The sequence below is a fragment of the Thalassotalea euphylliae genome (assembly GCF_003390395.1).
Classification (GTDB): Bacteria; Pseudomonadota; Gammaproteobacteria; order Enterobacterales; family Alteromonadaceae; genus Thalassotalea_F; species Thalassotalea_F euphylliae_C.
Window position 1 is genome coordinate 2248759 of sequence record NZ_QUOV01000001.1, and the last position, 24637, is coordinate 2273395.

Annotated in this window: 19 protein-coding genes and 13 tRNA genes; 5 read left to right on the forward strand and 27 right to left on the reverse strand. The window is 41.9% G+C overall.

Annotated elements, in window-relative coordinates; genetic code table 11:
• Positions 1 to 11: 11 nt before the first annotated feature.
• The 21 genes from DXX92_RS09980 to DXX92_RS10080 form a co-directional block, all read right to left on the reverse strand.
• Positions 12 to 3122: an efflux RND transporter permease subunit gene (locus DXX92_RS09980; protein WP_116000327.1), complete on the reverse strand. Its 3111-nt coding sequence runs from the start codon at positions 3120 to 3122 to the stop codon at positions 12 to 14.
• Positions 3119 to 4507 carry an efflux RND transporter periplasmic adaptor subunit gene (locus DXX92_RS09985; protein WP_116000328.1) on the reverse strand — a complete coding sequence of 463 codons (1389 nt, stop codon included), beginning with the start codon at positions 4505 to 4507 and terminating at the stop codon, positions 3119 to 3121. The genes DXX92_RS09980 and DXX92_RS09985 overlap by 4 nt, the downstream gene beginning before the upstream one ends.
• Entirely contained in the window at positions 4494 to 6140 is a 1647-nt protein-coding gene (locus DXX92_RS09990) for a TolC family protein (RefSeq protein ID WP_116000329.1), read from the reverse strand. The genes DXX92_RS09985 and DXX92_RS09990 overlap by 14 nt, the downstream gene beginning before the upstream one ends.
• Before the next feature lie 247 nt (positions 6141 to 6387).
• On the reverse strand, positions 6388 to 8259 hold the full coding sequence (locus DXX92_RS09995) for a putative bifunctional diguanylate cyclase/phosphodiesterase (protein ID WP_245961453.1): 1872 nt from the start codon (positions 8257 to 8259) through the stop codon (positions 6388 to 6390).
• Between the two features lie 540 nt (positions 8260 to 8799).
• A tRNA-Gly gene (locus DXX92_RS10000) sits at positions 8800 to 8875 on the reverse strand.
• A 43-nt stretch (positions 8876 to 8918) separates the two neighbouring features.
• A tRNA-Leu gene (locus DXX92_RS10005) sits at positions 8919 to 9005 on the reverse strand.
• Between the two features lie 4 nt (positions 9006 to 9009).
• Positions 9010 to 9083 (reverse strand) — tRNA-Cys (locus DXX92_RS10010).
• Between the two features lie 47 nt (positions 9084 to 9130).
• A tRNA-Gly gene (locus DXX92_RS10015) sits at positions 9131 to 9206 on the reverse strand.
• 100 nt (positions 9207 to 9306) lie between these two features.
• Positions 9307 to 9382 (reverse strand) — tRNA-Gly (locus tag DXX92_RS10020).
• 31 nt (positions 9383 to 9413) lie between these two features.
• Positions 9414 to 9500: transfer RNA gene (locus tag DXX92_RS10025), tRNA-Leu, on the reverse strand.
• A gap of 61 nt (positions 9501 to 9561) precedes the next feature.
• A tRNA-Gly gene (locus tag DXX92_RS10030) sits at positions 9562 to 9637 on the reverse strand.
• Between the two features lie 107 nt (positions 9638 to 9744).
• A tRNA-Gly gene (locus DXX92_RS10035) sits at positions 9745 to 9820 on the reverse strand.
• Positions 9821 to 9851: 31 nt separating this feature from the next.
• Positions 9852 to 9938, reverse strand: a tRNA-Leu gene (locus tag DXX92_RS10040).
• 55 nt (positions 9939 to 9993) lie between these two features.
• Positions 9994 to 10069 (reverse strand) — tRNA-Gly (locus DXX92_RS10045).
• Positions 10070 to 10147: 78 nt separating this feature from the next.
• Positions 10148 to 10234 (reverse strand) — tRNA-Leu (locus tag DXX92_RS10050).
• Between the two features lie 4 nt (positions 10235 to 10238).
• A tRNA-Cys gene (locus tag DXX92_RS10055) sits at positions 10239 to 10312 on the reverse strand.
• A 56-nt stretch (positions 10313 to 10368) separates the two neighbouring features.
• Positions 10369 to 10444, reverse strand: a tRNA-Gly gene (locus DXX92_RS10060).
• A gap of 146 nt (positions 10445 to 10590) precedes the next feature.
• Entirely contained in the window at positions 10591 to 11172 is a 582-nt protein-coding gene (gene pgsA, locus DXX92_RS10065) for a CDP-diacylglycerol--glycerol-3-phosphate 3-phosphatidyltransferase (protein WP_116000330.1), read from the reverse strand.
• 112 nt (positions 11173 to 11284) lie between these two features.
• The gene (gene uvrC, locus DXX92_RS10070) at positions 11285 to 13162 is read right to left on the reverse strand and encodes an excinuclease ABC subunit UvrC (RefSeq protein ID WP_116000331.1); all 1878 of its coding nucleotides are present in this window, start codon (positions 13160 to 13162) and stop codon (positions 11285 to 11287) included.
• 8 nt (positions 13163 to 13170) lie between these two features.
• A complete protein-coding gene (uvrY, locus tag DXX92_RS10075; RefSeq protein ID WP_116002376.1) occupies positions 13171 to 13818 on the reverse strand; it encodes a UvrY/SirA/GacA family response regulator transcription factor in 648 nt (215 codons plus the stop codon).
• A 212-nt stretch (positions 13819 to 14030) separates the two neighbouring features.
• On the reverse strand, positions 14031 to 14270 hold the full coding sequence (locus DXX92_RS10080) for a hypothetical protein (protein ID WP_116000332.1): 240 nt from the start codon (positions 14268 to 14270) through the stop codon (positions 14031 to 14033).
• 159 nt (positions 14271 to 14429) lie between these two features.
• Here DXX92_RS10080 and fabA point away from each other — a divergent pair, with 159 nt between their 5' ends.
• Positions 14430 to 14945, forward strand: a complete 516-nt coding sequence (gene fabA, locus DXX92_RS10085; protein WP_116002377.1) for a bifunctional 3-hydroxydecanoyl-ACP dehydratase/trans-2-decenoyl-ACP isomerase — start codon at positions 14430 to 14432, stop codon at positions 14943 to 14945.
• Between the two features lie 103 nt (positions 14946 to 15048).
• Here the strand turns inward: fabA and rmf are convergent, their stop codons facing one another.
• Positions 15049 to 15222: a ribosome modulation factor gene (rmf, locus tag DXX92_RS10090; protein ID WP_116002378.1), complete on the reverse strand. Its 174-nt coding sequence runs from the start codon at positions 15220 to 15222 to the stop codon at positions 15049 to 15051.
• 216 nt (positions 15223 to 15438) lie between these two features.
• Between rmf and DXX92_RS10095 the strand changes: the two genes are divergently transcribed.
• Complete coding sequence (locus DXX92_RS10095) at positions 15439 to 15948, forward strand: SixA phosphatase family protein (RefSeq protein ID WP_281269101.1); 510 nt, start codon at positions 15439 to 15441, stop codon at positions 15946 to 15948.
• Positions 15949 to 16001: 53 nt separating this feature from the next.
• On the forward strand, positions 16002 to 16376 hold the full coding sequence (locus DXX92_RS10100) for a VOC family protein (protein ID WP_116000334.1): 375 nt from the start codon (positions 16002 to 16004) through the stop codon (positions 16374 to 16376).
• 15 nt (positions 16377 to 16391) lie between these two features.
• Here DXX92_RS10100 and DXX92_RS10105 read toward each other — a convergent pair whose 3' ends face one another.
• Positions 16392 to 16937: a nitroreductase family protein gene (locus DXX92_RS10105; RefSeq protein ID WP_116000335.1), complete on the reverse strand. Its 546-nt coding sequence runs from the start codon at positions 16935 to 16937 to the stop codon at positions 16392 to 16394.
• A 122-nt stretch (positions 16938 to 17059) separates the two neighbouring features.
• Positions 17060 to 17743, reverse strand: coding sequence for an HvfX family Cu-binding RiPP maturation protein (locus DXX92_RS10110; RefSeq protein ID WP_116000336.1), 684 nt, complete (start codon positions 17741 to 17743; stop codon positions 17060 to 17062).
• Positions 17744 to 17930: 187 nt separating this feature from the next.
• Here DXX92_RS10110 and sppA point away from each other — a divergent pair, with 187 nt between their 5' ends.
• Together sppA and ansA are read left to right on the forward strand one after the other, a co-directional pair.
• Complete coding sequence (gene sppA, locus DXX92_RS10115) at positions 17931 to 19814, forward strand: signal peptide peptidase SppA (RefSeq protein WP_116000337.1); 1884 nt, start codon at positions 17931 to 17933, stop codon at positions 19812 to 19814.
• A gap of 239 nt (positions 19815 to 20053) precedes the next feature.
• The gene (ansA, locus tag DXX92_RS10120; protein ID WP_116002379.1) at positions 20054 to 21076 is read left to right on the forward strand and encodes an asparaginase; all 1023 of its coding nucleotides are present in this window, start codon (positions 20054 to 20056) and stop codon (positions 21074 to 21076) included.
• 58 nt (positions 21077 to 21134) lie between these two features.
• Here ansA and DXX92_RS10125 read toward each other — a convergent pair whose 3' ends face one another.
• The 3 genes from DXX92_RS10125 to DXX92_RS10135 are packed head-to-tail and all read right to left on the reverse strand — an operon-like array spanning position 21135 to position 24586.
• Positions 21135 to 23954 (reverse strand): DUF349 domain-containing protein, encoded by a 2820-nt coding sequence (locus DXX92_RS10125; RefSeq protein WP_116000338.1) that lies wholly within the window; start codon positions 23952 to 23954, stop codon positions 21135 to 21137.
• Positions 23951 to 24256: a YeaC family protein gene (locus DXX92_RS10130; protein WP_116000339.1), complete on the reverse strand. Its 306-nt coding sequence runs from the start codon at positions 24254 to 24256 to the stop codon at positions 23951 to 23953. The genes DXX92_RS10125 and DXX92_RS10130 overlap by 4 nt, the downstream gene beginning before the upstream one ends.
• Positions 24257 to 24586 carry a zinc ribbon domain-containing protein gene (locus DXX92_RS10135; RefSeq protein ID WP_116000340.1) on the reverse strand — a complete coding sequence of 110 codons (330 nt, stop codon included), beginning with the start codon at positions 24584 to 24586 and terminating at the stop codon, positions 24257 to 24259.
• Positions 24587 to 24637 lie beyond the last annotated feature (51 nt).

The window sequence follows — 24637 nt, forward strand, 5'->3', positions numbered from 1 at the left end:
ACAACGACGGATTAATTGGCAGCGGAGAGCTGCCTAGCGTCTTTACTAAATTTTAACGCGCTTTTTAGATCTTCCACCAGCAAATAATTAACGGGTACTAAAACTAAGGTGATCAAGGTAGCAAATATAATCCCAAACCCCAGTGACACGGCCATTGGAATTAGGAGTTGAGCTTGCGTCGCTTTTTCAAACAATAGCGGCATTAAGCCAATAAAGGTGGTTAGTGATGTAAGCATTACTGGGCGAAAACGTGCAGCACCAGCAATTAACACCGACTCCATTAATTGCGCCCCTTCTGCCCGTTTTTTATTGACGAAATCAACGAGTACCAAGGAGTCATTAACAACTACACCAATGAGCGCCATTAATCCCAGCAGACTCATAATGGTTAAATTCATGCCCATGATCCAATGGCCAATTACCGCACCAATTGCGCCAAATGGTATAACAGACATTACAATAATTGGCTGCAAGTACGATTTAAACGGAATCGCTAACAAACAATAGATAATAAAGAACACAAAAATTAAGCCATAAAACAGGCTGCCAAACGAGTCTTGTTGCTCACGCGCTTCCCCTTCCAGTGAATAGCTTACCCCAGGGTACTTAACAACAAGTTCATCCAAGAAAGGTTTTAAATCTGCATTAAGTACCGTCATGTTAGTGCTTTCTTTCTCTACATCGGCCGTAACATTAACGGTTCGGTAGCGATCAATGCGACTAATAGTTGACGGACTTTTACCAGTGTTAAATGTGGCAATGTGAGACAGCGGCACATCGCCACCTTGTGGCGTTGATATTTGCATATCGGCGAGATTTGCTATTGCTGAACGCTCTGCGAGTGGAAAACGGAGCATCACACGCACATCATCTCGACCCCGTTGAATACGTTGAATTTGCGCGCCAAAAAAGGCGTTGCGTACTTGCTGAGTGACACTGCTGACCGACAAACCCATGGCGTGACCTTGTTCCGTTAATTCGATTTGTATCTCTTCTTTACCATTGGATAAGCTATCGGCAATTTCAAACACTGTGGGATAAGTTGCCAAGCGCCCTTTAACTTCTTCAGCGACTGTTTTTAACAAACCGAGATCGGTAGCAGATAGCTGAACATCAATGGGATCACCGCCGCGCCCGATTTCTGCCCTAAAAGTTAAACTTTCAGCACCCGGTAATGCGCCTATCAACCCGCGCCATTCATTGACGAGTTGGCGAATAGTAACACCTGATTCATTTTTATCTGCTGGCAAAATTTCAAATCGAACACGACCAATATTAGTATTATTACCGCCAGTAATGGCAAGTACATTGGTGATCACGCTATTCCCTTCTTCATCGCGATACTTTTCTTGCAATTCAATGGCTGCATTAGCCATTTTCTCAACATAGCCATCTATGACGTCAAAGCTGGTGCCAACCGGCATAACTAAATTAGCACGTGCAGTTTCGCTAGGAATACGTGGAAAAAACGTAAACTTAGTCCAGCCACTGGTGATAAAAGACAAGATCAAAATAAAGACGCCGATAAAGCTCATTAAGGTGGTTAAACGGTTGCGCACGGCAAGCGCTAATATCGGCTGATAGTACTGAATAATGGCTTGCTCAAAACCATCGGCGAATCTCTGTTGTAGTGCCTGTAATTTAGATGTGTTTTCTTTTTCATGTCGCAGTTTTAAATGGCGTAAATGGGACGGTAAAACGAATTTAGATTCAATCAGAGAAAATAGTAAGACAGGAATCACCACAATCGGAATTTGCGCAAACAAGGCACCACGAGTGCCTTCAATAAATGCCAGTGGCAGAAATGCAGCGATTGTGGTTAAAATGCCAAAGGTCACTGGAGTTGCCACCTCTTCCGTGCCTTTAATCGCTGCCTGTAAGCCTGATTCAGCAAACTGGCTATGACGATAAATATTCTCACCAGTAACAATGGCATCATCTACAACGATGCCCAACACTAAAATGAAGCCAAATAGGCTCATGATATTGAGCGAAATATCAAAAATTGGCATAAATACAAAGGCGCCCATAAAGCTGACGGGAATGCCAATAAATACCCAAAAAGCAATGCTTGGACGCAAGAACAAGGTTAATAACAGTAATACCAAGAAGCCGCCCTGCAAGGCATTGCTAATTAACGTGTTTAAGCGGCTTTTAACAATTTCTGAGTCATCATCCCAATAGCTTAGGGTAAAGCCAGCAGGCAAGCTATCTTGCTGCTGCTCAATGTAATCTTTGACCGCATCAGCGACTTCAATCGCATTTTGCTGACCAATTCGATAAACCTCAATTAATGCCGCTTGCTGGCCGTTAAAACGCGCTCTCATCGGTGTTTCTTCAAAACCATCATTGACGTTGGCGATATCACCCAGCTTAACAATCGTGCCATCAGGATTTGTTTTTACCACAATACTTTCAAATTCATCTTGCCGATAAGCTTGGCCTTTACTGCGCACCAGTACATCGCCACCTTCGGTTTTAATGTTACCGGCAGATAAATCAACAGAGCTATTACTGATAGCACTCGCTACAGCATTAAGCGATAAATTAAACTCGCGTAGCTTGTCTTGTGATAAATGAATGCCGATTTCATAGTTTCGCACAGCGTCAAGTGAAAGCTGGGTTACTTCAGGCAGCCTAAGTAGATCATCACGCACTTTTTCCGCAAACTCTCTAAGCTCTTTTTCGCTATAGTTTGAGGCTATGGTGACGGCAATAACTTCACGCTGACGTTGACGAAGCGCAATTACAGGCTTTTCCGCGTCAGCCGGAAAGGTATTTACCGCATCAACTCGACTTTTAATATCAGCCAATAATTCACGGGCATCATAGCCAGATTCAGCTTCAATATTAATTGTCGCTGCGCCTTCAACCGAACTACTGGTGATCTTTTTGATCCCTTCCAAATCTTGTACGGCCTCTTCCACTTTAATAGCAACACCCAGCTCAACATCCTCTGGCGTCGCGCCGCGTAAACTGATATTGACGGAGACCACATCAGAATCGAATGACGGAAAGACTTCGAGCGGAATACGCAGATTCATTGACATCAAGCCCACCATTAAAATGGTGATCATCAATAAATTTGCCGCGACGTGGTTACGAGCAAACCAGGCGATCATAATGCTGCCTCCTTATTCATCAGCGCTTTTTTTGACGCTTGAACTTGATCCGCGCTCGGTTTTTTTCCTCGATGCTGTTTCGTCTGACGAGCAGCTTGGCTAGTTGTTTGATTAGAGGCGCTTGTTACTTGGTTGTTGTTTTGGCTTTGTTTTAGGTTAAGGTTACGACCATCTTTAGCCACTACAGCAACAGGTGTTCCTGAATTCACCTGCCCTAAAGGCGTTAATACTAATAAATCGCCTTCCGTAAGCCCTTGTTCCTCTTGCGTATATCCTTGTTCCCCTTTCGTATATCCTTGTTCTAACAGCGCAAACTCTTTGTTTTGCCATGCAATATTGATTGCCTGCCTTTTTAACAAACCGTCTTTAACCACAAACACATAGCTGCCCTGATAAATGGCTTTATTTGGGATTTTAATAACCTTGCTCAGCGATTTACCTTCGATGTCGGCACGTACGTACTGGCCAATTTTAAGCGGTAAACCATTGGTAGAGGCCACGCCGTAAGGGTCATCAATTTGCGCAACAACAAAGAGTTGTTGCGAATTTTGATCAAACGCGCCTTCAGTTCTAATCACTCGTCCTTGCCACTGCTGTTCATTCACGAGTTCTGAATATATAGTGACACTCGGCAGTTGGACTTTTACTTCGTTATCAAAGCGAGTGCGCTCTGGCAGGTTCATATAGGGCAGATCATTGTTTTTAATTGGCAATCGAACTTCGACATAATCAACTGCGAATATTTCGGCAAGCTGGGTATTAGCTGACACAACTTGCCCGAGATCTGCAGCTTTATTGAGAATTCGTCCCGTATAGGGTGCTTTAATTTCAGTGCGTTCTAGTGACAATTGTGCCTTTGCTAGTTGCGCCTCTGCCGAATACACAGCAGCTTCGGCTGCAAGTAACTGTGGCTTTCGCAATACTAACTCCGAGGCTTGCTCGCTGTTACCCAACCGCTGCCAATCCTGTTTTGCTTGCTCTGCACGCGCTAATTCTTCTGTTAACGCTTGCTTAGCACTGTATAAATTGGCTTTGGCGATATTAATATCTGCAAGGTAATCTCTATCGTCTAACTTAACCAGCACTTCACCTTGTTCAAAAAAACCACCTTCACGAAAGTTGTCGCTAATTGCAGTGATCTCGCCTGCAACTTGCGGCATTAATATGCTTTGTGTTCTTGGCTGTACCGTGCCGTAACTGCTAATTTTTAACGTTAGTTTTTCATTGTTAATGGTTTGCACGGCAACGTTAAGTTGTGGCGCAGCACTCGGTTTACCGCGTTTAGCTTGCGGCGGATTACTTGCCACAAAATTAGCCGCAATAATAAAGGTTGCCAATACAAGGATTGGCACACCAAATCGGGTTAGCTTTTTATTGAACGTCATGATGTTTTTCTACACGGTTAGAGTCTGAAGTCACTTGCTGAGTTTCTGCTTGCGTGCTCGATGCCAATGCTATCGCACCGTCATTATTTTTAGATAAGTTACCGTCAGCAAGCATAGCGCCTATGTTTTTACCGCCAATACTGGTTAGCATAGCAATGCGGTTTTGAATAATTTGATGGGTGATTTCTACCAAGTTGGTTTGTGCGTCAAATGCTCTGCGCTGAGCTTCAAGCACCGTTGTGTAATTCACCAAGCCTTTTAAATACTGATTAAAAGACAAGTCTTCCGCTGCAATAGCATTATCCTTCGCTTGCTGAATATGGTTAAGTTGCTTGGTTAATGCTGTATGGTTGCTAATTTGGTTTTCGATATCAGCCAACTTACTGTACACCTGGTCTAAATAGGCTTGCTCTTGCGCTTTAACTTGCAAACGTGCTTGTTGTTCAAGCGATTTAAGTCGACCCGCATTAAACAAAGGAGCTGTGATTGCACCACTGATTGACCAAGCGAGCGGGTTTCCTGAAAGTAGATTTCCCAGCTCGTCACTACTATCTCCGCCTGATGCCGTCAATCTAAGTGATGGAAAACGCTGCTTATGGGCAACGGCAACACCTGCATCGGCAGCGAGCAAAGACAACCAGCTTGATTGCAACTCAAAGTTATTAGTTAACACACTAGCAGGTAATTCACTCAACGACTGTTTGGCAAATGTTGGCAATTCGAAGCGTGTATTTTTAACCAAATGCCCTTTAGGGTAATTAGCAACTAATAGTTCCAGTTCCCGTTGACGCTCCAATACCACTTGTTGCTGAGCATCAACGCGCGCTTGCTCACTGTTAACTTCATTTTGTGCAAGGTAAACATCAAGCGCATCAGTTAAACCAAGTTTATAAGAGGCATTGATAATATCGAGGTTATTGAATAAGTTAGCCGCACGATCTTGGTACAAGTTAACCAGCGTTTGGGCTTGTGCCAAGGCATACCATGAAGATACGATTTGCGAGATAAGGTCATTTTGTCTTTGGTTAAGATCGAGTTTTGCCGCTGAATACTCAAGCTGCGCTTGCCGCTGCTCCGCTGACAATTTGCCCCAAATGTCTAGTTCGTAACTTAGCTGTAAACTTAAGTCGGCGCTATTGGAAAAACTTGCTTGCTCAGCACTAACCGATTTTCGTCGGCTTTGATTGATGGCAAGTGATAGTTCCGGAAAATCGCTCGCGTCTGCAATATTTAACTGTTCTTTAGTGATTAACAAATTTTGGTAGCTAGCGTTTAGCTGATAGTTATTAGCTAAGCCAGTGCTAATAAGTTTATTGAGTAATTCACTATTAACAACTAACTGCCATTCACCCACCACACCTTGATTTGAGGTTAGCTCACCCACTGCTAACTGACTATCTGATGCTGGTTCCGTTGTTCTATGTATAGCTAATTGTGGTTTAGCGATTTGCGTTTGCCACTGCTCTGGTAATGGCGGCTTTTTCGCCAATTCTGATATCGCTGATTGAGAGGCACAACCTGTTGTAAGTAATATCAGCCCAGTGCACACAATACTATTGGATACTTTGGTGATTACGCGTGCCGTCGGTCGATATGTCGGAATTGAGCAAACTTTAGAACTCGATTTCTTCACACATTATTCCTAATTTTGTAATACTCGCCAAAATGATGGTCGATTAACGACAGTCATAGTAATTGTGAGCTGTAGAGAACAAAATTAGATTTACGATACTTTACAATCGTAAGTTTATGAAAGTTGAAACTTTGAGGTGCTAGCCAAATCAGTTTCCTTGGTATCAATACGCAACTGATACCATCAAAAACATTTGGTCATTAAAGAGTTTTGAAGAGATAAGACTTATAAAATCGAAAGTTATAAATTAACCTAATGCAGAACTCACAACGCGTGACTTTTGTGGTGGCCAGACACCAGTACCAGTCATAGAAAGGTGACTAACACTTTGTTTTAGCACTTTATCACCAACATGTGCTGATGTTTGCGGGCGGCTAATCAAATAACCTTGGATATAAACAATACCCAAAGATTTGAGCAGTTCTAATTGTTCGATATCCTCAATACCTTCGGCAACAACTTTTAAATCTAGTTGCTTAGAGAGATCGGCAATCGATTGGATAATTTTATTGTACTTAGTATTTTTTGTTGCTTGGCTAACAAATAATTTATCTATTTTCAGCACATCGACTGGCAAATTAGCCAATAACGATAATGAACTAAAGCCTGTGCCAAAATCATCTATCGCAATAATAATCCCCTCGTTGCGTAACTTGTTAAGCTCATCAACAGTATTATCAGATAAATCGATAAATGAGGATTCGGTAATTTCAAGCATCAACGAACTTGGTGGCAGGCCAATTTTATTCAAACTCGCCATCACCCATTGGTACAAAGAACGATGTTTAAGCTGCACACCCGATAAATTTACCGAAATACGAGTTTTAGACATACCCGCATTATACCATGCGGCCATTTGTCGGCAGGCTTCATCTAATATCCAATCACCTAGTTTTAAGATTAAGTTGGAGTCTTCTGCAATTGGGATAAATTCGCTTGGTGCAATACTACCTTCAGCTGGGTGGTGCCAACGAACTAATGCCTCAAAATAACTAATGGCACTGCCATCTACATTAATTATCGGTTGAAACGAAAGTGTAAAACTATTGGTATCAAGTGCAACACGCATTTCTTCCAGTAAATAATGGTATCGCCTCATGTTACTGCCCATTTCAGGAGAGTAGATGCGATAAATACCACGCCCTTCCTTCTTCGCACGATACATAGCAACATCTGCCATTTGAACCAGTGCTTCTGGAGAATTAGCACTGTCTGGATAGATAGCAATACCAATGCTTGCACTTATCTTGATTTCTTTATTACCAAGCACGAAGTCTTTTTCTATTTCTTTTAGTACATTCTTGGCAATTTCAATCATTCGTGAAGACTCAGATAAATCTTCCACAAATAAGGTAAATTCATCACCACCTAAACGGGCAAGGCTGTATTCAAGACCTGAATTATCGTTACATTCATAAGATAGCTTTTCAGTGCGTACAATGGTTAATAAACGCTCCGCAACTTGAATAAGTACTTCGTCACCGAAGGAGTGACCAAATGAGTCATTAACTTGTTTGAAACCGTCTAAATCGATAAACAATAAACCGCTTTTCTTAGATTGCTGCCCGTTCTCTCCCAACCTTTCCGTGATGTGTTCTAAAAAGCGATGACGATTCACTAAACCAGTTAAACGATCGCGATGAGCATTATTAATTGAACGTGCGTGATATTCGTTTGCAAAAGACGATAAGCCATCCAAGGCCATGTTGATACGAGTAAGAGATGATTGGCCTTCGTCAGGTTTTAATTCCTTACCAAAGACATCTGCAGTTTGCTCTGCTTTACTAACTAAAGCAGCCATTTTGACATTTAGGCGAGCGCGATGATATTTCCCTGACATCATAAACATGATGGCAGCGACAGCGATCAAGGCAGTTAGCGGCAGAACAATATCAACAAAAGTTTTAAACAGTACAGGCCTTAAGGCGATCGTTTTTCGTTGCCCTGTTTCATCAGTAAACCTGATCGCCAAAGTATTATCTATTTTGGTGATATTACTGAGTAACAAGGCATCTGTGTAGACTTGTTCTAAGGTAGAAAGCGGTTGTACGCTTTGTTGTTTGAGTTCAATACTTGGGAACTTGTTCGGTTGCTCTAGTTCTTTTGATAAACTAGACACAAATAACACATAAGACATAATGCTGATCATTATCAGCGTTGTCATAAAAGTATTAAAAAGTTTTACTGCCAGCTTTTTCAAAAACTAAACCTGTTTAATGCTTCCAGCACTTATTCTTTTCTAACAACCAATCGACTCATTCGACTGCGCGCCTTTTATAGGCGCTTGAAAAAGTACTAACGTAAAATTACATATTAGCTACATATTGCATTCAAACTACATAAAAGTGAATAGCAATTTATAAACAATTGCGGAATTATGGTAACTTTTTTTCACACTTGTTAACACTTTGTTAAATATGGATTACATATTAACCGTTAAGGGTTAACCAATAGAATAACTTCTCAAATGAGCTTTCGAAGGCGCTATAGATTCAGGGCTTAACAAGTGTGAATTATTCGATGAATGTAGCCGTAGCGAGGACAAACTGGTAACAACGGTTTTTAACGCAATACTTGAAAAAATTAAGATAAGAAATGAATACAGAGAATTATATAGTGAATATTGTCTGTGTATTTTTATAAGAGTTTATTGGAAATTTGGAGCGGCTGACGAGGCTCGAACTCGTGACATCCACCTTGGCAAGGTGGTGCTCTACCAACTGAGCTACAGCCGCAATATGAAGAAAAACTTTTAACTATCCACTTATCATAGTGAAATGGTACCCAGGGCCGGACTTGAACCGGCACGCTCTTACAAGCGAGGGATTTTAAATCCCTTGTGTCTACCAATTCCACCACCCGGGCATTATGGAGGCGGGTCCCGGAGTCGAACCGAGGTCCACGGATTTGCAATCCGCTGCATAGCCACTCTGCCAACCCGCCATATCACTACGACTCGGGGGTAGTATTTTAGCTTCTCTTTGAGAAATTGGAGCGGCTGACGAGGCTCGAACTCGTGACATCCACCTTGGCAAGGTGGTGCTCTACCAACTGAGCTACAGCCGCTTCTTGTCAAATAGTCTAGTCGACTATTCTGTCTTTGTTATCGTTGGCATAACAAAGTGTATTTTAACCTAGGATATATAGAAACCTGAGATTTAAAATTTGGAGCGGCTGACGAGGCTCGAACTCGTGACATCCACCTTGGCAAGGTGGTGCTCTACCAACTGAGCTACAGCCGCTTCGTGTATTTACTATTCGATTCAGATGAAATGGTACCCAGGGCCGGACTTGAACCGGCACGCTCTTACAAGCGAGGGATTTTAAATCCCTTGTGTCTACCAATTCCACCACCCGGGCACTGTGTTAACAACTAGTTAATTGTTAATGCCACTATTCATCTAGAATGAGCAGTAAAATTTGGAGCGGCTGACGAGGCTCGAACTCGTGACATCCACCTTGGCAAGGTGGTGCTCTACCAACTGAGCTACAGCCGCTTCGTACTTATCCCGTGTTTCTTATAAAAAGCAAGACAAGCAAATCTCAAAACTTGAGATGCTTCACTAATGCTAAATTAGCAAAGACTTTGTTTCCTAAGAGGAATTGGAGCGGCTGACGAGGCTCGAACTCGTGACATCCACCTTGGCAAGGTGGTGCTCTACCAACTGAGCTACAGCCGCTTCATGTGTTTACTATCCGATTCAGATGAAATGGTACCCAGGGCCGGACTTGAACCGGCACGCTCTTACAAGCGAGGGATTTTAAATCCCTTGTGTCTACCAATTCCACCACCCGGGCACTGCTTACTGTTTAAGTAATGCCACTCATTCATCTTGAACTGAGTAGTAAAATTTGGAGCGGCTGACGAGGCTCGAACTCGTGACATCCACCTTGGCAAGGTGGTGCTCTACCAACTGAGCTACAGCCGCTTCGTAAATTGCGGCGCGCATTCTAACGCACCTATTTCTCTATGACAACTTCTTTATACAACACCGTTCGAAGTGAAATGGTACCCAGGGCCGGACTTGAACCGGCACGCTCTTACAAGCGAGGGATTTTAAATCCCTTGTGTCTACCAATTCCACCACCCGGGCATCATGGAGGCGGGTCCCGGAGTCGAACCGAGGTCCACGGATTTGCAATCCGCTGCATAGCCACTCTGCCAACCCGCCATATCACTACGACTGGGTAGTATTCCTTGAAGTTACCTCTTAAAAGAAAGAGAAATTGGAGCGGCTGACGAGGCTCGAACTCGTGACATCCACCTTGGCAAGGTGGTGCTCTACCAACTGAGCTACAGCCGCTTCCTGACGCTGACTCCCTGTCAACTGGTGGTGCATTCTACATTGATATTAATGGGAGTCAACAATTAAATATCAAAAATATTTCAAGTGATTAAAAAGCGTTTAATGTGATGTTTTTTTAGCTTTTTCGCGACAAAAACAAGCATTTATTCAGCTTTTAAATCAGGCCATGCAGCTTTGAAATAACTCACCATAGTTGAGACCGTTAAGACAGTCGCAATGAAATAGAACAAATAAGCAGCACCCATTAAAATTTCATGTGGGAAATTAAACACAATCAACGGAATATCGTAATCTGGTTGCCAAATTAACCCCATGATCCCGAGCATTTGTGCAGCCGTTTTATATTTACCTAATGTTGACACCGCTACGGTGTCGCGCTTGCCTTTAGATGACATCAGTTCTCGTAAGGCACTAATAAAAATTTCGCGGGCGATCATTATCATCGCCGGAACCGAGATCCACCACACGGCATAATCTTCAGCAATCATAATCAGCGCTGAAGCAACCATAAGTTTATCGGCGACAGGATCAATAAAGGCACCAAATGCCGAAGATTGATTAAGCTTTCTAGCTAGGTAGCCATCTAATGCATCACTAACCGCTGCTAACCAGAAAATGGCAAACGCACCGAAATGATTCCATGAGACAGGTAAATAGAAAACAATGATAAATACAGGAATTAATACAATTCGAAATAAGGTAATTTGGTTAGGAATGGTCCACATAGATACTTCACAAAGCTATTCTTATCGTTGCTACCGTTACTATATAGAAGACAATCAAACATCATCTCTATAGCAACGGCAGTTTGTGAAGCTATTCTACACAGTTATTTAACTAATTGTCATGCAGCGCATCATATATATTTTGCGCGAGGGTTTGGCTGATGCCTGGCACCTTCTCTAAGGTTTTAACATCGGCATTTTTTACTTCCTGCATACCACCAAGGTATTTAAGCAAAGCTTGGCGCTTCTTAGCACCGATACCAGGAATAGATTCAAGCGATGACGTTTTCGCGTGCTTTTGTCGCTTAGCGCGATGACCCGTTATCGCAAACCGGTGCGACTCATCTCGAATGTGTTGTACTAAATGCAATGCTGGAGAGGTCGCTGGCAATGAAATAAGTTGATGGCTACCTGCGAGAATAAGCGTTTCTAAGCCTGGCTTACGCGACTCCCCTTTTGCTACCCCCACCAACAGCGGTATTTTAGAGAGTGACAAGGTGGCGAAAAACTCTTCTGCTTTAGCTAACTGTCCTTTACCACCGTCAATAAAGACAATATCAGGTAATTTATCTTCGTCAGTGACTTTGCCATAGCGCTTGTTGAGCGCGAATGCCATGGCGGCATAATCATCACCCGGCGTTATCCCTTTAACATTGTATCGGCGATAATCGCTTTTCAACGGTCCTTCAGTATTAAACACCACACAAGAAGCAACCGTTTGTTGCCCCATAGTATGGCTGATATCAAAACACTCTAACCGCTCTATTTGCTGGTCTAGTTCAAACACTTCGTTTAATTGTTCAAAGCGTTTATGCATTGACTCTTTTTCACTATTGCGAGTGATCAGTGCTTGTTCAGCATTCGTAGCAGCAAGCTTTAAATACTGTTTTCGCTCTTGGCGCACATTACTCGAAATTTTAACTTCGTATTCCGACTGCTCTGACAACAAGGCTGACAGTTCGCTGGCACTTTCAATTTTATAGTCGATCACAATTTCTTTCGGTATTGCGCCTTGAAATGCTTCATTGACTAAATAATGTTGGCCAATAAACGCAGCGATAATTTCTTCGTCGGTATCTTCCGCCATCAATGTTGGATAGTAGCTTTTACTCCCGAGAATTTTATGATCGCGAACAAATAACACGTGCAGACACACTTGCGCCCCTTTGCGATACAAACCAATAACGTCCATTTCTGCAGCAACGCCACTAACAAATTGCTGTTGCTGAACTTTGCGAAGCGTCGCTATTTGATCGCGATAACGTGCCGCCTGCTCAAATTCAAGTGCCATACTCGCTTCTTCCATACGGCCAACGAGTGTGTCAATCACCTGCGAGCTTTTACCACGAAGGAATAACTTGGCAAGGCTAACTTGCTGCTGATAGTCGGGCTCTGAAATTTTATCCACGCAAGGTGCAGAACATCGGCCTAATTGATACTGCAAACACGGGCGTGTTCTGGCGCGATAATAGCTGTCTTCACATTGTCGAATGGGAAAAATCTTTTGCATTAAGCGCAGCGACTCCCAAACAGCACCAGGGCTTGGGAACGGGCCAAAGTACTCGCCCTTTTGTCTTTTTACACCGCGATGCATACCAAGCTTTGGGTGTTTATGGCTAGTGATCAGTAAATACGGATACGACTTATCATCACGCAACAGAATATTGTATTTAGGCTGGTACTTTTTAATGTAGTTATTTTCAAGAATTAACGCTTCACCCTCGGTATGGGTGATGGTCACGTCAATTGCCAGTATTTGCCGCACTAAGGCTTTGGTTTTGACACTGGCAACGTCTTTACGAAAATAACTGGCGAGGCGTTTTTTAAGATTTTTGGCTTTACCCACATAAATAACCTCTTGCTCAAGGTTATACATGCGATAAACACCAGCCTTTTCCGTTACTATTTTGAGAAACGACTGGTGATCAAAAGTTTGTGCGGTTGGTGAACTTTGTTTGGAAAGTTCAGGTGATTCTGTTTGTTCAGGCAAGGCCGACTCTAGAATTTTTCTGTTTTTAACATGCCGTGGCGAATTGCCAAATGGGTAAGTTCAACGTCATTACTCACGTTAAGCTTATCAAACATCCGATAACGATAACTATTGATCGTTTTAGTACTTAGTACCAGTTGCTCAGAAATATCTGGCACTTTTTCGCCTCGAGTGATCATCCACATAATTTGTAACTCACGCTCTGATAGCGCGTTAAATGGATTCTCTTCTGTAGATTTAAATTGATTGAGCGCCATTTGTTGCGCAATTTCTGGCGTTATATAGCGCTGCCCACTGTTAACTGCACGGATTGCATTGACCATTTCATCTGGCCCTGCGCCCTTGGTTAAATAGCCAGCGGCACCAATTTGCATCACTTTTGTCGGGAAAGGATCTTCACTATGGATAGTTAAGACAATAACTTTAACATCAGGTGCATAGCGGATGATTTTTTTGGTGGCTTCTAGACCACCAATGCCCGGCATGTTCATGTCCATCAAGACAACATCAGGTTGCTGTTCCTTACGACAGAACTGCACAGCCTCTTCACCGGTTTCAGCTTCGCTGATGACTTTAATTCCTTTAACTTCGTCAAGTATCTTGCGTATCCCTGTACGGACTAATTCATGATCGTCAACTAAAAGAACGTTAATCAAGAGCATCTACCTTTGTTTTGTTATACATTGTTATCCCTGAATTTTTATTATGTTTTTAATTGCTATTGCATTATTCGCCGGAGCATTGTTGTTAGTATTTTGCTCTACGAACTTATTCAGAGATAGATCAAAACTATATAGTGAAATACCTATTATGACAATTAATTAATTCCATAAAACGCTTATAAATTAGGCGTATAAACACCTTTTGACTAAAGCTTATTCTTTGTTAACCAATTATTTAGTAATCCTATTTGACCATTTTTATAAGCCGCATAAGTTAGCCTAACCGCATTGCTTAAAATAACAGAATCAGACCAGTTGGTTTGTTCTTGGATTAGCTCATAACATTCCAATGCTTCTTTCGATAGATAGCCGCGCATTTCCTTTTTACCATTTTCTTTTTGACGTTCGCGATAACGCCGCTGTTTTTCTGCATTGCTTAACGCCATGTCATCTCCTTGTCATTAAGCTCAATTAATATACGCTACTGATGGTTACGCATAACCATCAAAATTGCAACAAAATAACTGCTCCGAGTTGTTTAGTGTACAAGTGTTCGCTAAAGTAGCTACTCTAAATTACAGCAATGATTAATGAACAGAAAAAATATGGAACAAAAAAACGCATTCAGCAAAGAAGACTTAGTGTTAGCCGGTACCACCGACTTTTTTGGTGAAGGTAACAGCAAATTGCCCGCTGACAACATGCTGATGATGGACCGTATCAATCTTATTACTGAAGAAGGTGGTGAGTTTGGTAAGGGTGAAATCATTGCCGAACTTGATATTAATCCCGACCTTTGGTTTTTTGATTGCCACTTTAAAGGTGATCCGGTAATGCCAGGCTGCTTAGGTCTAGATGCTATGTGGCAACTTGTAGGCTTTTACTTAGCATGGGCAGGCGGTCCAGGCCGTGGCCGTGCATTAGGTGTTGGCGAGGTTAAATTTACGGGCCAAATATTACCTACGGCGAAAAAAGTAACTTATAACATTCAACTAAAACGAGTGATCAAGCGTAAGCTGTTTATGGGTATTGCTGACGGCACCGTTTCTGTTGATGGCAAAGTGATTTATACCGCAACTGATCTTAAAGTAGGTTTATTTACAGATACATCAAGCTTTTAATTCAAAGCTTGATGTTAAATACTTGAACAGACAATACACAAAAGCCCGACGACAAGTCGGGCTTTTGCTTTTCTACTATTTGTATTTTCAATTGTGTTGTTTTCTACTTAAATAAACCTTGCTGTTTATCGGCAATGGCCTCTCGCCAACCACCTAGCCACTCAGATTTTGCTTCACTGTTTTGATATGGACACATTTCTTTAGAACGCCCTGCGACGCCTGCTTGGTAACCTTTAGAGTGTGCTCTATCGTGACGATCACGTTTTTGCCTCTTCATCATCGACAAGTTCTCCTTATTATCTTTTAGCTCTTTTTTTGTTGAACATTTTTCAAACGCCCTATTAACGAATAGAAGACAGTAAAGGTTATTTCAACAAAGAACTTAGTGTTAACAACCAAGAGATTGATATAACGAATTAAATAATTGGCTCTTCCAACCTCTACAAACAATTATTTGCCAGCAGGAATTGCCAAGATTGGCTACATTAGAAAGGTGGAAAAGATAACCTTACATTTGATCAGGCACGCCAAATCGAGTTGGGATAACCATATGCTCGCAGATATTGAGCGGCCACTCAATCAAAGAGGCAAGCAAAGTTGCAGAATAATTGCGCCCAAAATTGCAGAGTTAGGTTGTGACTTTCAACAGGTACTTGTCAGCAACGCGACACGCGCACAACAAACTATTGAAGAAATCGCCAGCAGTCTTCCGAATATTCAATTGCAGTGGCACACTGAACCGCAGTTATACACATTCAGTGCATCCGCCCTGCTGGCCTATTTACAATGTCTAGAGCTTCATATAAGTAACCTTGTTGTTATTGGCCACAACCCTGCTCTAACTGACCTGTGCGACTATTTAACGGGTAGCGACATAGGCAACATACCGACAGCTGGCTATGCACAACTAACATCTATCGGTCCTATTTCATGGCAAGATTTAACGAGGAATAGCTTTGCATTGTGTCATTTTATTAAACCGAAGGACTTTAAAGCCAACTGAGCTACACATAAAAACGAACGCACAAAAGAGAAACGCACAAAAGAGGAACACACATGAAACTTGGCGCATTTTCAATCAGTTTAAATGTTAAAGACATTAAGCTCTCATATGAGTTTTATCAAAAACTAGGCTTCACTCAATTTGGCGGTGATATCGAACAAAAATGGCTAATTTTACAAAACGAAGATAAGCATATTATTGGCTTGTTCGAAGGTATGTTAGATAACAACACCCTCACTTTTAATCCAGGCTGGGATCAAAGCGCACAATCGTTAACAAGCTTTGACGATGTACGAAAAATTCAAACTCAGTTATTAGCCGATGGCGTAAATTTTGTGACGCAAGCTGATAGCAATAGCGAAGGACCTGCAAGTTTTGTGGTGTTAGACCCAGATGGCAACCCCATTCTTGTCGACCAGCATCGCTAAAACTAGCAACGAGCATTAATCCAAATAACGGGTCACTGTTTCAAATGATTTTCGTGACTTACTTGGCAGTACTTTACTCTCAGTGCCGACATATAAATAGCCAACAATATCTTGCTCTGCAGCTACATTTAGCGACTGCTTTACGATTTCACAATGCGCCATATCGCCAGTGCGCCACATCGCTTGATAACCCAATGCTACTGCGGCCATTTGCATAGCGTAAACGGCACAGCCTGCGGTAATTAGCTGTTCTTCCTTGGGTACCTTCGGATGTTCTTGGTAATTGGTTGCGACAACAATCATCATTGGCGAGCGAAATGGCATTTTTTCCGCTTTAGTCACTTTAAATTCATCACCACTATTGGCCTGTGCTGATTGTTTGAACGCTTGTCCAAGTGAAGCGCGGGCTTCTTCTTTAACAACGATAATGTTAAATGGCGTTAAACCACCGTGATCAGGCACTGACATTGCGGCTTGCAGCAATTGTTCAAGCTCATGTTCGCTTGGCGCAGGTAAGGTTAAGTTTGGGTTAGATTGGCGTTGAAGTAGAAAATCGATCACAAGCGTACTTTTATCTGTGTTTATCTGTGTTGTGTTCCTTTCATTGTAATGAATATAAAAATAATAAAAACCCGCACTTAGTGCGGGTTTATAAAAATAGCTAATTTCTACACTATTTATTATTAATCAGCAGACAAAAATCGTGCACGAACGAAGTGATCGGCACTCGTAAGGCGACCGGCACCAATAAAGAATAGCGCAAGTAGCATGATGAAATAAGTTACTGCAAACTCAATACCATTGTTTAGCACAACAATATTACCGTTTTCATATAACCAGTTGGTGTTGCCATTCTCATCCAAAATATCGCGCATTTTATTTAAGCGTACTGACGTTTCTTCTGAATTTTCCAAGCTCGCTTTTGCACTGTCAAAGCCTAACCAAGCAACCATTTTTGCTGGGCTTGTATCTGGGTTTGTCGGCGTGATAGCGAACCAACCATTGTCAGCGTGCACACTTGTTGCGGCAACAACCATAGTGAACATTAGCGGAATTGAGATTAAGCGAGTGAATAAACCGATAATCAACAACCAACCACCTAAAAATTCAGTCCATGCTGCTAAATTTGCCAACAGTGTTGGGAATGGTAAACCTAAGCCCCATTCCGTGTTGCCAAACCAATTCACAATGTTTGGATCCGCAGCCAGCGATGCTAAACCGGTAACATCTGGGTTGCCAAGTTGTAATTTAGAATAACCAGCAATGATGAATACAGGAGCAAGATATAAACGAATTAACAGCGCTGGAATACCGTCAAGTTTTGAAAGCTGTTGAGTAAAACTTTGATATAAAGAAGGTAAGTTCATAAGTTCACTTTTGTTGTGTTAAATAATATAGTTGGACTAGACCGTAGAAAACCCAAAATAATTCTCCTACGTATTTGTTATATTTAAAGATAATAAATTTTACAAAATTTACTACTGCAAGTTAATAAATTATGTAGCATTAGTACCATGACGGTAGCTTCTCAATCCGATGTAATGGAAAATATGAATGAATAGTAATCCTGGCCTTATTAGACGATTTTTTTCAGCAAGTTGGCGTGTTGTCGACACAAGTCGCAAACTTGTAGTAAACCTAATTTTTCTCGCGATCATTATCGCTATTATTGGCATCATTAGTAGTGACGATACGCAAGTCACCGTCCCAGAAAATTCTGCACTTGTGCTTAATTTGCGTGGTGACTTGGTAGAACAAAAAGTGGCGATTGACCCCATGGATGCATTATTTAACGAAGCTTTAGGCCAAAAAGAAGAAAGACCCGAAGTGTTAGTAAGTAATGTACTTTCTGCAATTGAGCATGCAAAAAATGATGATCGCATCAAGCTATTGGTACTTAAGTTAGATCAACTTGGTCGCGGTGGTTTGAGCAAGTTACAAGATATCGGTCAAGCATTAAACGACTTCAAAGGCGCCGATAAACACGTAATTGCACTTGGCGATTCATATTCACAAGGACAATACTACCTCGCTAGCTATGCCGACGAGATATGGTTAGATCCTAAAGGCTATTTGCTGCTCGATGGCTTTGGTCGCTATCAACTTTATTTCAAATCAGCGTTAGAAAAGCTCGCCATCAGCCCGCATATTTTCCGAGTAGGCACCTACAAATCAGCGGTTGAACCTTACATTCGCGACGATATGTCTGAGGAAGCGAAAGCCGCTAATCAGTTATGGTTAAACGACCTATGGCAAGAATATAAAAAAGATGTAGCTAAAGAGCGTGGCTTTGAAACATCTAATTTCGACGAAAACATTGAATCTTTGTTAACTAAATTTAGCGAGGCTAATGGCAGTTTCGCTGAATACGCGAAGCAAAACCAGTGGGTAGATTCACTAAAAACTCGCGATGAAATGGTTAACGATTTAATGTCTCGTGTAGGCAAAAACACCAGTGGTGAATACTTTAAGCACATCAACTATAAGTCTTACCTTAAGGCGATTAAACCTCCGTTCCCGTTAGATACAAACGGTAGTGATAAAGTAGCTGTTGTCGTTGCAAAAGGCACGATTTTAAATGGTAACCAAGCACCTGGTACCATTGGTGGCGATAGCACGGCTAAACTATTAAAACGCGCCCGTTTTGACAAGCAAGTAAAGGCTGTTGTACTGCGTGTTGATAGCCCAGGCGGCAGTGCTTATGCATCAGAAATTATTCGCCAAGAAGTAGAACTGTTAAAGCAGGCGGGTAAGCCTGTTGTCGCCTCTATGGGTAGTGTTGCGGCATCTGGTGGTTACTGGATTTCAGCATCTGCAGATAAAATTGTCGCGTCACCAACCACGATTACAGGTTCAATTGGTATTTTTGGCATGTTTATGACGTTAGAAAATACGCTTGGCAAACTTGGTATTCACACCGACGGCGTTGGTACAACTGATATTGCTGGTTTTGGTGTAACTCGCCCACTCTCTGAAGGTATGTCGAAGTTATTTCAATTAAGCATTAATCGGGGTTACGAAGACTTCATTTCGCTAGTGGCAGAAAACCGAGCGATGACCAAGCAGCAAGTAGATAAAGTTGCACAAGGTAGAGTGTGGTCAGGCATTAAGGCGCAAGAGCTTGGCTTGGTTGACGAGCTAGGCTCGCTAGACGAAGCTGTTAACATTGCAGCAGATTTAGCTAAGCTTGAAGACTTTGAACAAGTATTGATTGAGCGCGAATTGAGCCCTCAAGATTTGTTCTGGCAAAACCTAGTGGACAGCAGCGCATTTGTTGCTGAGAAATTAGGTTATGAATATCAATCGTCTTCACCAATTGCCCATATGGGACAAGCTCGCCAAATCGTGCAGCAAGTTATCGACGAGGTTAAACAACTCGAGCAATTTAACGACCCACAAGGCATATACTCATTTTGTTTGACTTGTGAAGTAAATTAATTCTTAATGCCCCGATTATTCGGGGCTTTTTTTTACTTAACCTCAGGTTTGGATAAGAAATAGCAAATAAACAATAAATTTATACATTTAAATTTACCGTTACCTTCTAACGAGAAATTTTTTCTGAGATCAAGGCGAATTTGCGCGTCAATAGCTGGTCTATTGCAAGTAAATTCAACGCTGATACCAGGAAAAATAGCCGCTAGAAGCGCATTAGTTATCCTGAGCTGAGGTTAATGATCATGAAGAAAAACATTTATGTCGCCTACACAGGCGGTACTATCGGCATGAAGCAAAGTGATCAAGGGTACATCCCTGTTAAAGGCCACTTAACCGATGCTATCAATCGTACACCTGATTTTCATCGCACAGAAATGCCAGATTTTGTCATCAATGAATATGAGCCATTAATTGACTCATCAAATATGACACCAAAAGACTGGCAACGTATTGCTGATGATATCTACCAACATTACGACGACTTTGACGCCTTTGTCGTGCTGCACGGCACAGACACTATGGCGTATACCGCTTCTGCCCTGTCATTTATGTTTCAGCACCTCAGTAAACCCATTATTGTGACGGGTTCGCAGATCCCTTTTAGTCAATTGCGTTCAGACGGACAAGAGAACTTGCTGAACTCTTTATTTATTGCTGCCAACTACCCAATCAATGAAGTGGGCTTGTATTTTAATAACAAGCTATTTCGCGGTAATCGAAGTATTAAAGCCTACGCTGATGGTTTTAACGCCTTTGATTCTCCGAACATGGAACCATTACTTGAAGCCGGTATAGATATTAAAATAAAGGCTGGAAGGCTTGCCGATACAACAACGGAAAAAGAGCGACAAGCGCTTAAACTCGTTCCAATTACACCGCAACCTGTTGGCGTAGTTCATTTGTATCCTGGAATTAGTCATGAACTAATTAGCAACGTATTACAACAGCCGGTTAAAGCCTTAATTTTAAGAAGTTATGGTGTGGGTAATGCCCCACAAGATGAACAGCTACTAAGTGTACTTAAGCAAGCGACAGAGAAAGGGATTTTAATTCTAAACCTTAGCCAGTGTGTCAAAGGTAAGGTAAATATGGGCGGTTATGCAACAGGCTCAAGTCTAAGCCAATGTGGCCTAATTAGTGGCGCAGATATGACTTTGGAAGCTGCCTTAACCAAGCTACACTTCTTGTTAAGTCAAAACTTGCCTTATGAAACACTATGTCAACTAATGCAAGAAAACCTGCGTGGTGAGCTATCACTTTGATAGTGATAGCTACCCAAACTTCTTATTCTTAACTAAACCTAAGCTTAAGCCTAAAAGACTAGCAGAAAATTCTTTTTGCTCGATCTATTAACGGCAAGTCTTCAGCCGTTAATTGTCCATCATTTAGCCAAGACCAAAGCTTATCTTCAGCCGACGTTAATTCACCAGAGTTCATTTTTTGTTGCATGAGCTCAACTTGAATTATTCTGCGCTGCGCTTGGTCTTGTGCTGGTGATTCAACGCCAGCAATAATCTCTAACGTAATGGTTAGCGCTAAGCGATTTTCAGCATTCTGCTCAGATAAATGGTCAAGCACTTTACGCTTGCTTGCTTTAGACAAGCTTTCATACGCTGCTGTATCTTCACAAGCTTGACGGGTAAGACTTTCTTGCGCAATTTGCTCAAATAAAGCAAAAACCTGTTGCCAGTCCTTTTTACTGCTTTGTGCCAACAACAACTCAAGTTTGCTTTGGCATTGGCTGACAAACTGACTCACTTGGCCTAGCGCCGTTTTATTTGGGTGTGACTCCCCAAGAAGTTGCTGTTTCAACTGCTGTGCCTCGCTTTGCAAGGCTTTTATGTCACTAGGTGTTGTGGTTTCTGCTGTTAGTTTAACATTGAGTGCTTCAAGCGTAGCTTTTACTGAAGACAATTGCTCGGCACTTTCTTGCTTGTGCTTTGACTGTAATTGTTGTCGCTGACCAAATATTTGATCATTTATGGCGCGAAACTGTTGCCATAAACGGTTTTCTTTCTTAGCACCAGCGTATCCAACTGTCTTCCATTGTTCTTGCAGTCGTTTAACACGGTTAACCGCATCAAAAACAGCTTGCTCGTCGTCCATATGACTAGCGAGTGATTGTGCCTCATCAATTAGCGCCTGTTTGGCTAGTTCATTGTTATCGTGATATTGATTAATCGCTGTACGCACAGGCTTAGAGAGCGTTTGATATTCTTGGTTGATGTTGCGATAAACTTTGCGATCGACATCTCCGGCATTTCGCCATTGTTGATTTAATTTGTTAAAGCTCGATTCTATCGTCTTAAAATCAATATCCTTGCTAGATAGCTGTTCAACAAGCAACTTCAGGTGTTCAATCAGCTCTTTACGTGTCGCTAAATGTGCATCGCGAATTTTCTCTTGTTCAGCATAAAACAAACGACATGGAGCAAATGCCTGCTCGCAAGCCTGGTTAAACGCTTGGTTTAATTCACGATCAACTTCTTCATCGGCGTGACCTAATGTATTCCACGTTTTTCTATACCATTTAACTTTGTCAGCTTGCTCGTTCGGATTATCGAGCGGTGTCTGTGCAAGCATTTTAATTTCTTGCAGTAACTCTTTCTTACGTGGCGTGGCAATGTAGTGCTCCCAGTCACTTAACTCTGCCATTTTCTCTGATAAATGCTCAAAATCACGATGTAGCTTACGTTGGAGTTCTTCCGTCAACTCGTTATAGGCGCGTTTGAATTTGTTAAATACACCAAATGCCGCATTGTATTTGCCCGATGCTAACAAACGTTTCAAGTCAGACACTTTACGCTGGGTTTGGCGCAGCAACTGTTCTTGCTCTTTTTCAAGTGGTGCCAACGCTGCTAACCAAGCTGTTTTCACTTCTTTGTGCGCTGCAATAATTGATTCAGGCAATACGCCACTGGCTTGGCGCATATTTTCTTGCCAATCTCTAAGCCAAGATTTGAAGATACCTTGCTTGTCAGATAATTCTGATTGGCTTACCGGTGGTGTTTGCTGCGACATTCTGGCAATTAACTGCGTAGCATTAGCGACAGAAGCAGCAATTTCATTCACTTTGGAAAGCTTATTGGTCAGCTCTTGTGATTGTACTAACAACGATTTTACCGCTTGTTCACTAAGTACCGACGCTTTTACTAGGCGTTCAAATTCTGCAATATCATTCAACAATTGCTGCTCGTCAAGACTAGCATTTTCAAAAATAGCTTCACTTATTGCTTGTGTTGTTGACGATAAAAATTGCTCAAAATCTTGCTGTTGGTCTTGTTGCTGTTGGGCAACTTTGGCTGCTATTTGTGCTTGTTGGTACTGCTCTGCTTTAGCAACGAAAACCTTATCTAATGTCGCGTTAATCGTTACGTATTTTTCATTGAAGGTTTGCGCACTTTCTTCTGACAATAGCTGAAATTGTTCGCTTAGCACTTGCCATTCTTGCTCTAACTCAGCACGCTTTGATAAAACAACACCATAGTCAGTCACATCTTTCAATGCTAATAGCTTAGACAAGTTCAATTGAGCATCTTTGCTAATTTTTATCGGTGCTTGTTCCGCTTCTTTTAGCGCCGTAATTTTATTATTTAATAGCGTTGATGCCGACTCAAGGTTAACCTTCTTGGCAAGCTTTTCCAGCGAATCGATGTCACTATTGTTATCAATAATATATTGCCATAGCGCTAGTTGATTCTTTTGCTGCGCGATGCTCACCAGCAAGTGAGGCTTATCAAGCTTGCTAAACAATGCCAGAATAAGGTCAATCGAATTGGTTTGGTTTAAAACCTGTTCAGCTAATGCTTTATTTAGCTGCCCGCCAAGCTCTATACGCTTTTCAATGCTTGACTGACTGTCTTCACTGGCGATGTGTTCAACAATTTTTTGCTCAGCAACTCGGCGAATTGAGCTGGCACTGTCGTTCGTTAGTGCCTGTTGCCAAAGCGAATAATCATTCAACTTTAACAGCGCAGCACGTCGCACAAGCGCACTCTCGTCTTCACTGGCAAGCTGACGAATAATTTGCTCGTCTTGTGCTTCGTTCAATTGTAATTCTTGCTCGATGCAGCTAACCCGAACGTTCGGGTCTTGGTGCTGCCAATTCGCTTTTGAAGCGAATAACTTTGAAAAGATCATAGATCCGTAAACCTAGCAATATTGTTCTGTTCAAGGGGTGTTGAAGATTGCTCTTGGTTATGACTAAACTCAGCCTTCAACTCACGTTTGCTTTTACTGACAATTTCTCCATTTTCACCAACAGTGAGCATTTCTTTTGATTTAAGTACGCGTGCCTGATACGCCATTACAATCTGCATGGCAGTATCGCGTTGTGCTTGATCGACGTTGGTGCCTTCTGGCCACTTTCCCGTTTCTGCGGCACACTTGAAACGTTCAAACATATCCACAGAAAGATTATCTACAACTTGAATGATATCCATTTATTTTAATTTTCTTTTCACTAATAAAATTCTTACGCGAGTAACGATATACAGAATGAAACCGATCACTGTGCTACTCATGGCGGTAACATACTGCCAGCTACCTGGCTGAGCGTTTTGCCAAAATAAAAACAAGAAACCGCCACAAAATAGCAACATGGCGATAAAAGAATGCGTCATTAACGATTGTTGCTGCTTAATGCGTTTTTCACGCTCAAAACTGGCGAGTTTTTCTTGGTCTACGCCCTTAAGCGGAACGCCACAATGGCTACAAGATTCACTTTTATCAGATATTTTTTTACGGCAAGACGGGCAATTGATAACAGCCATATAGCTTCCTGTTTTTCTAAATACCTCGGTATTTTAACCAAAAAAAACGCC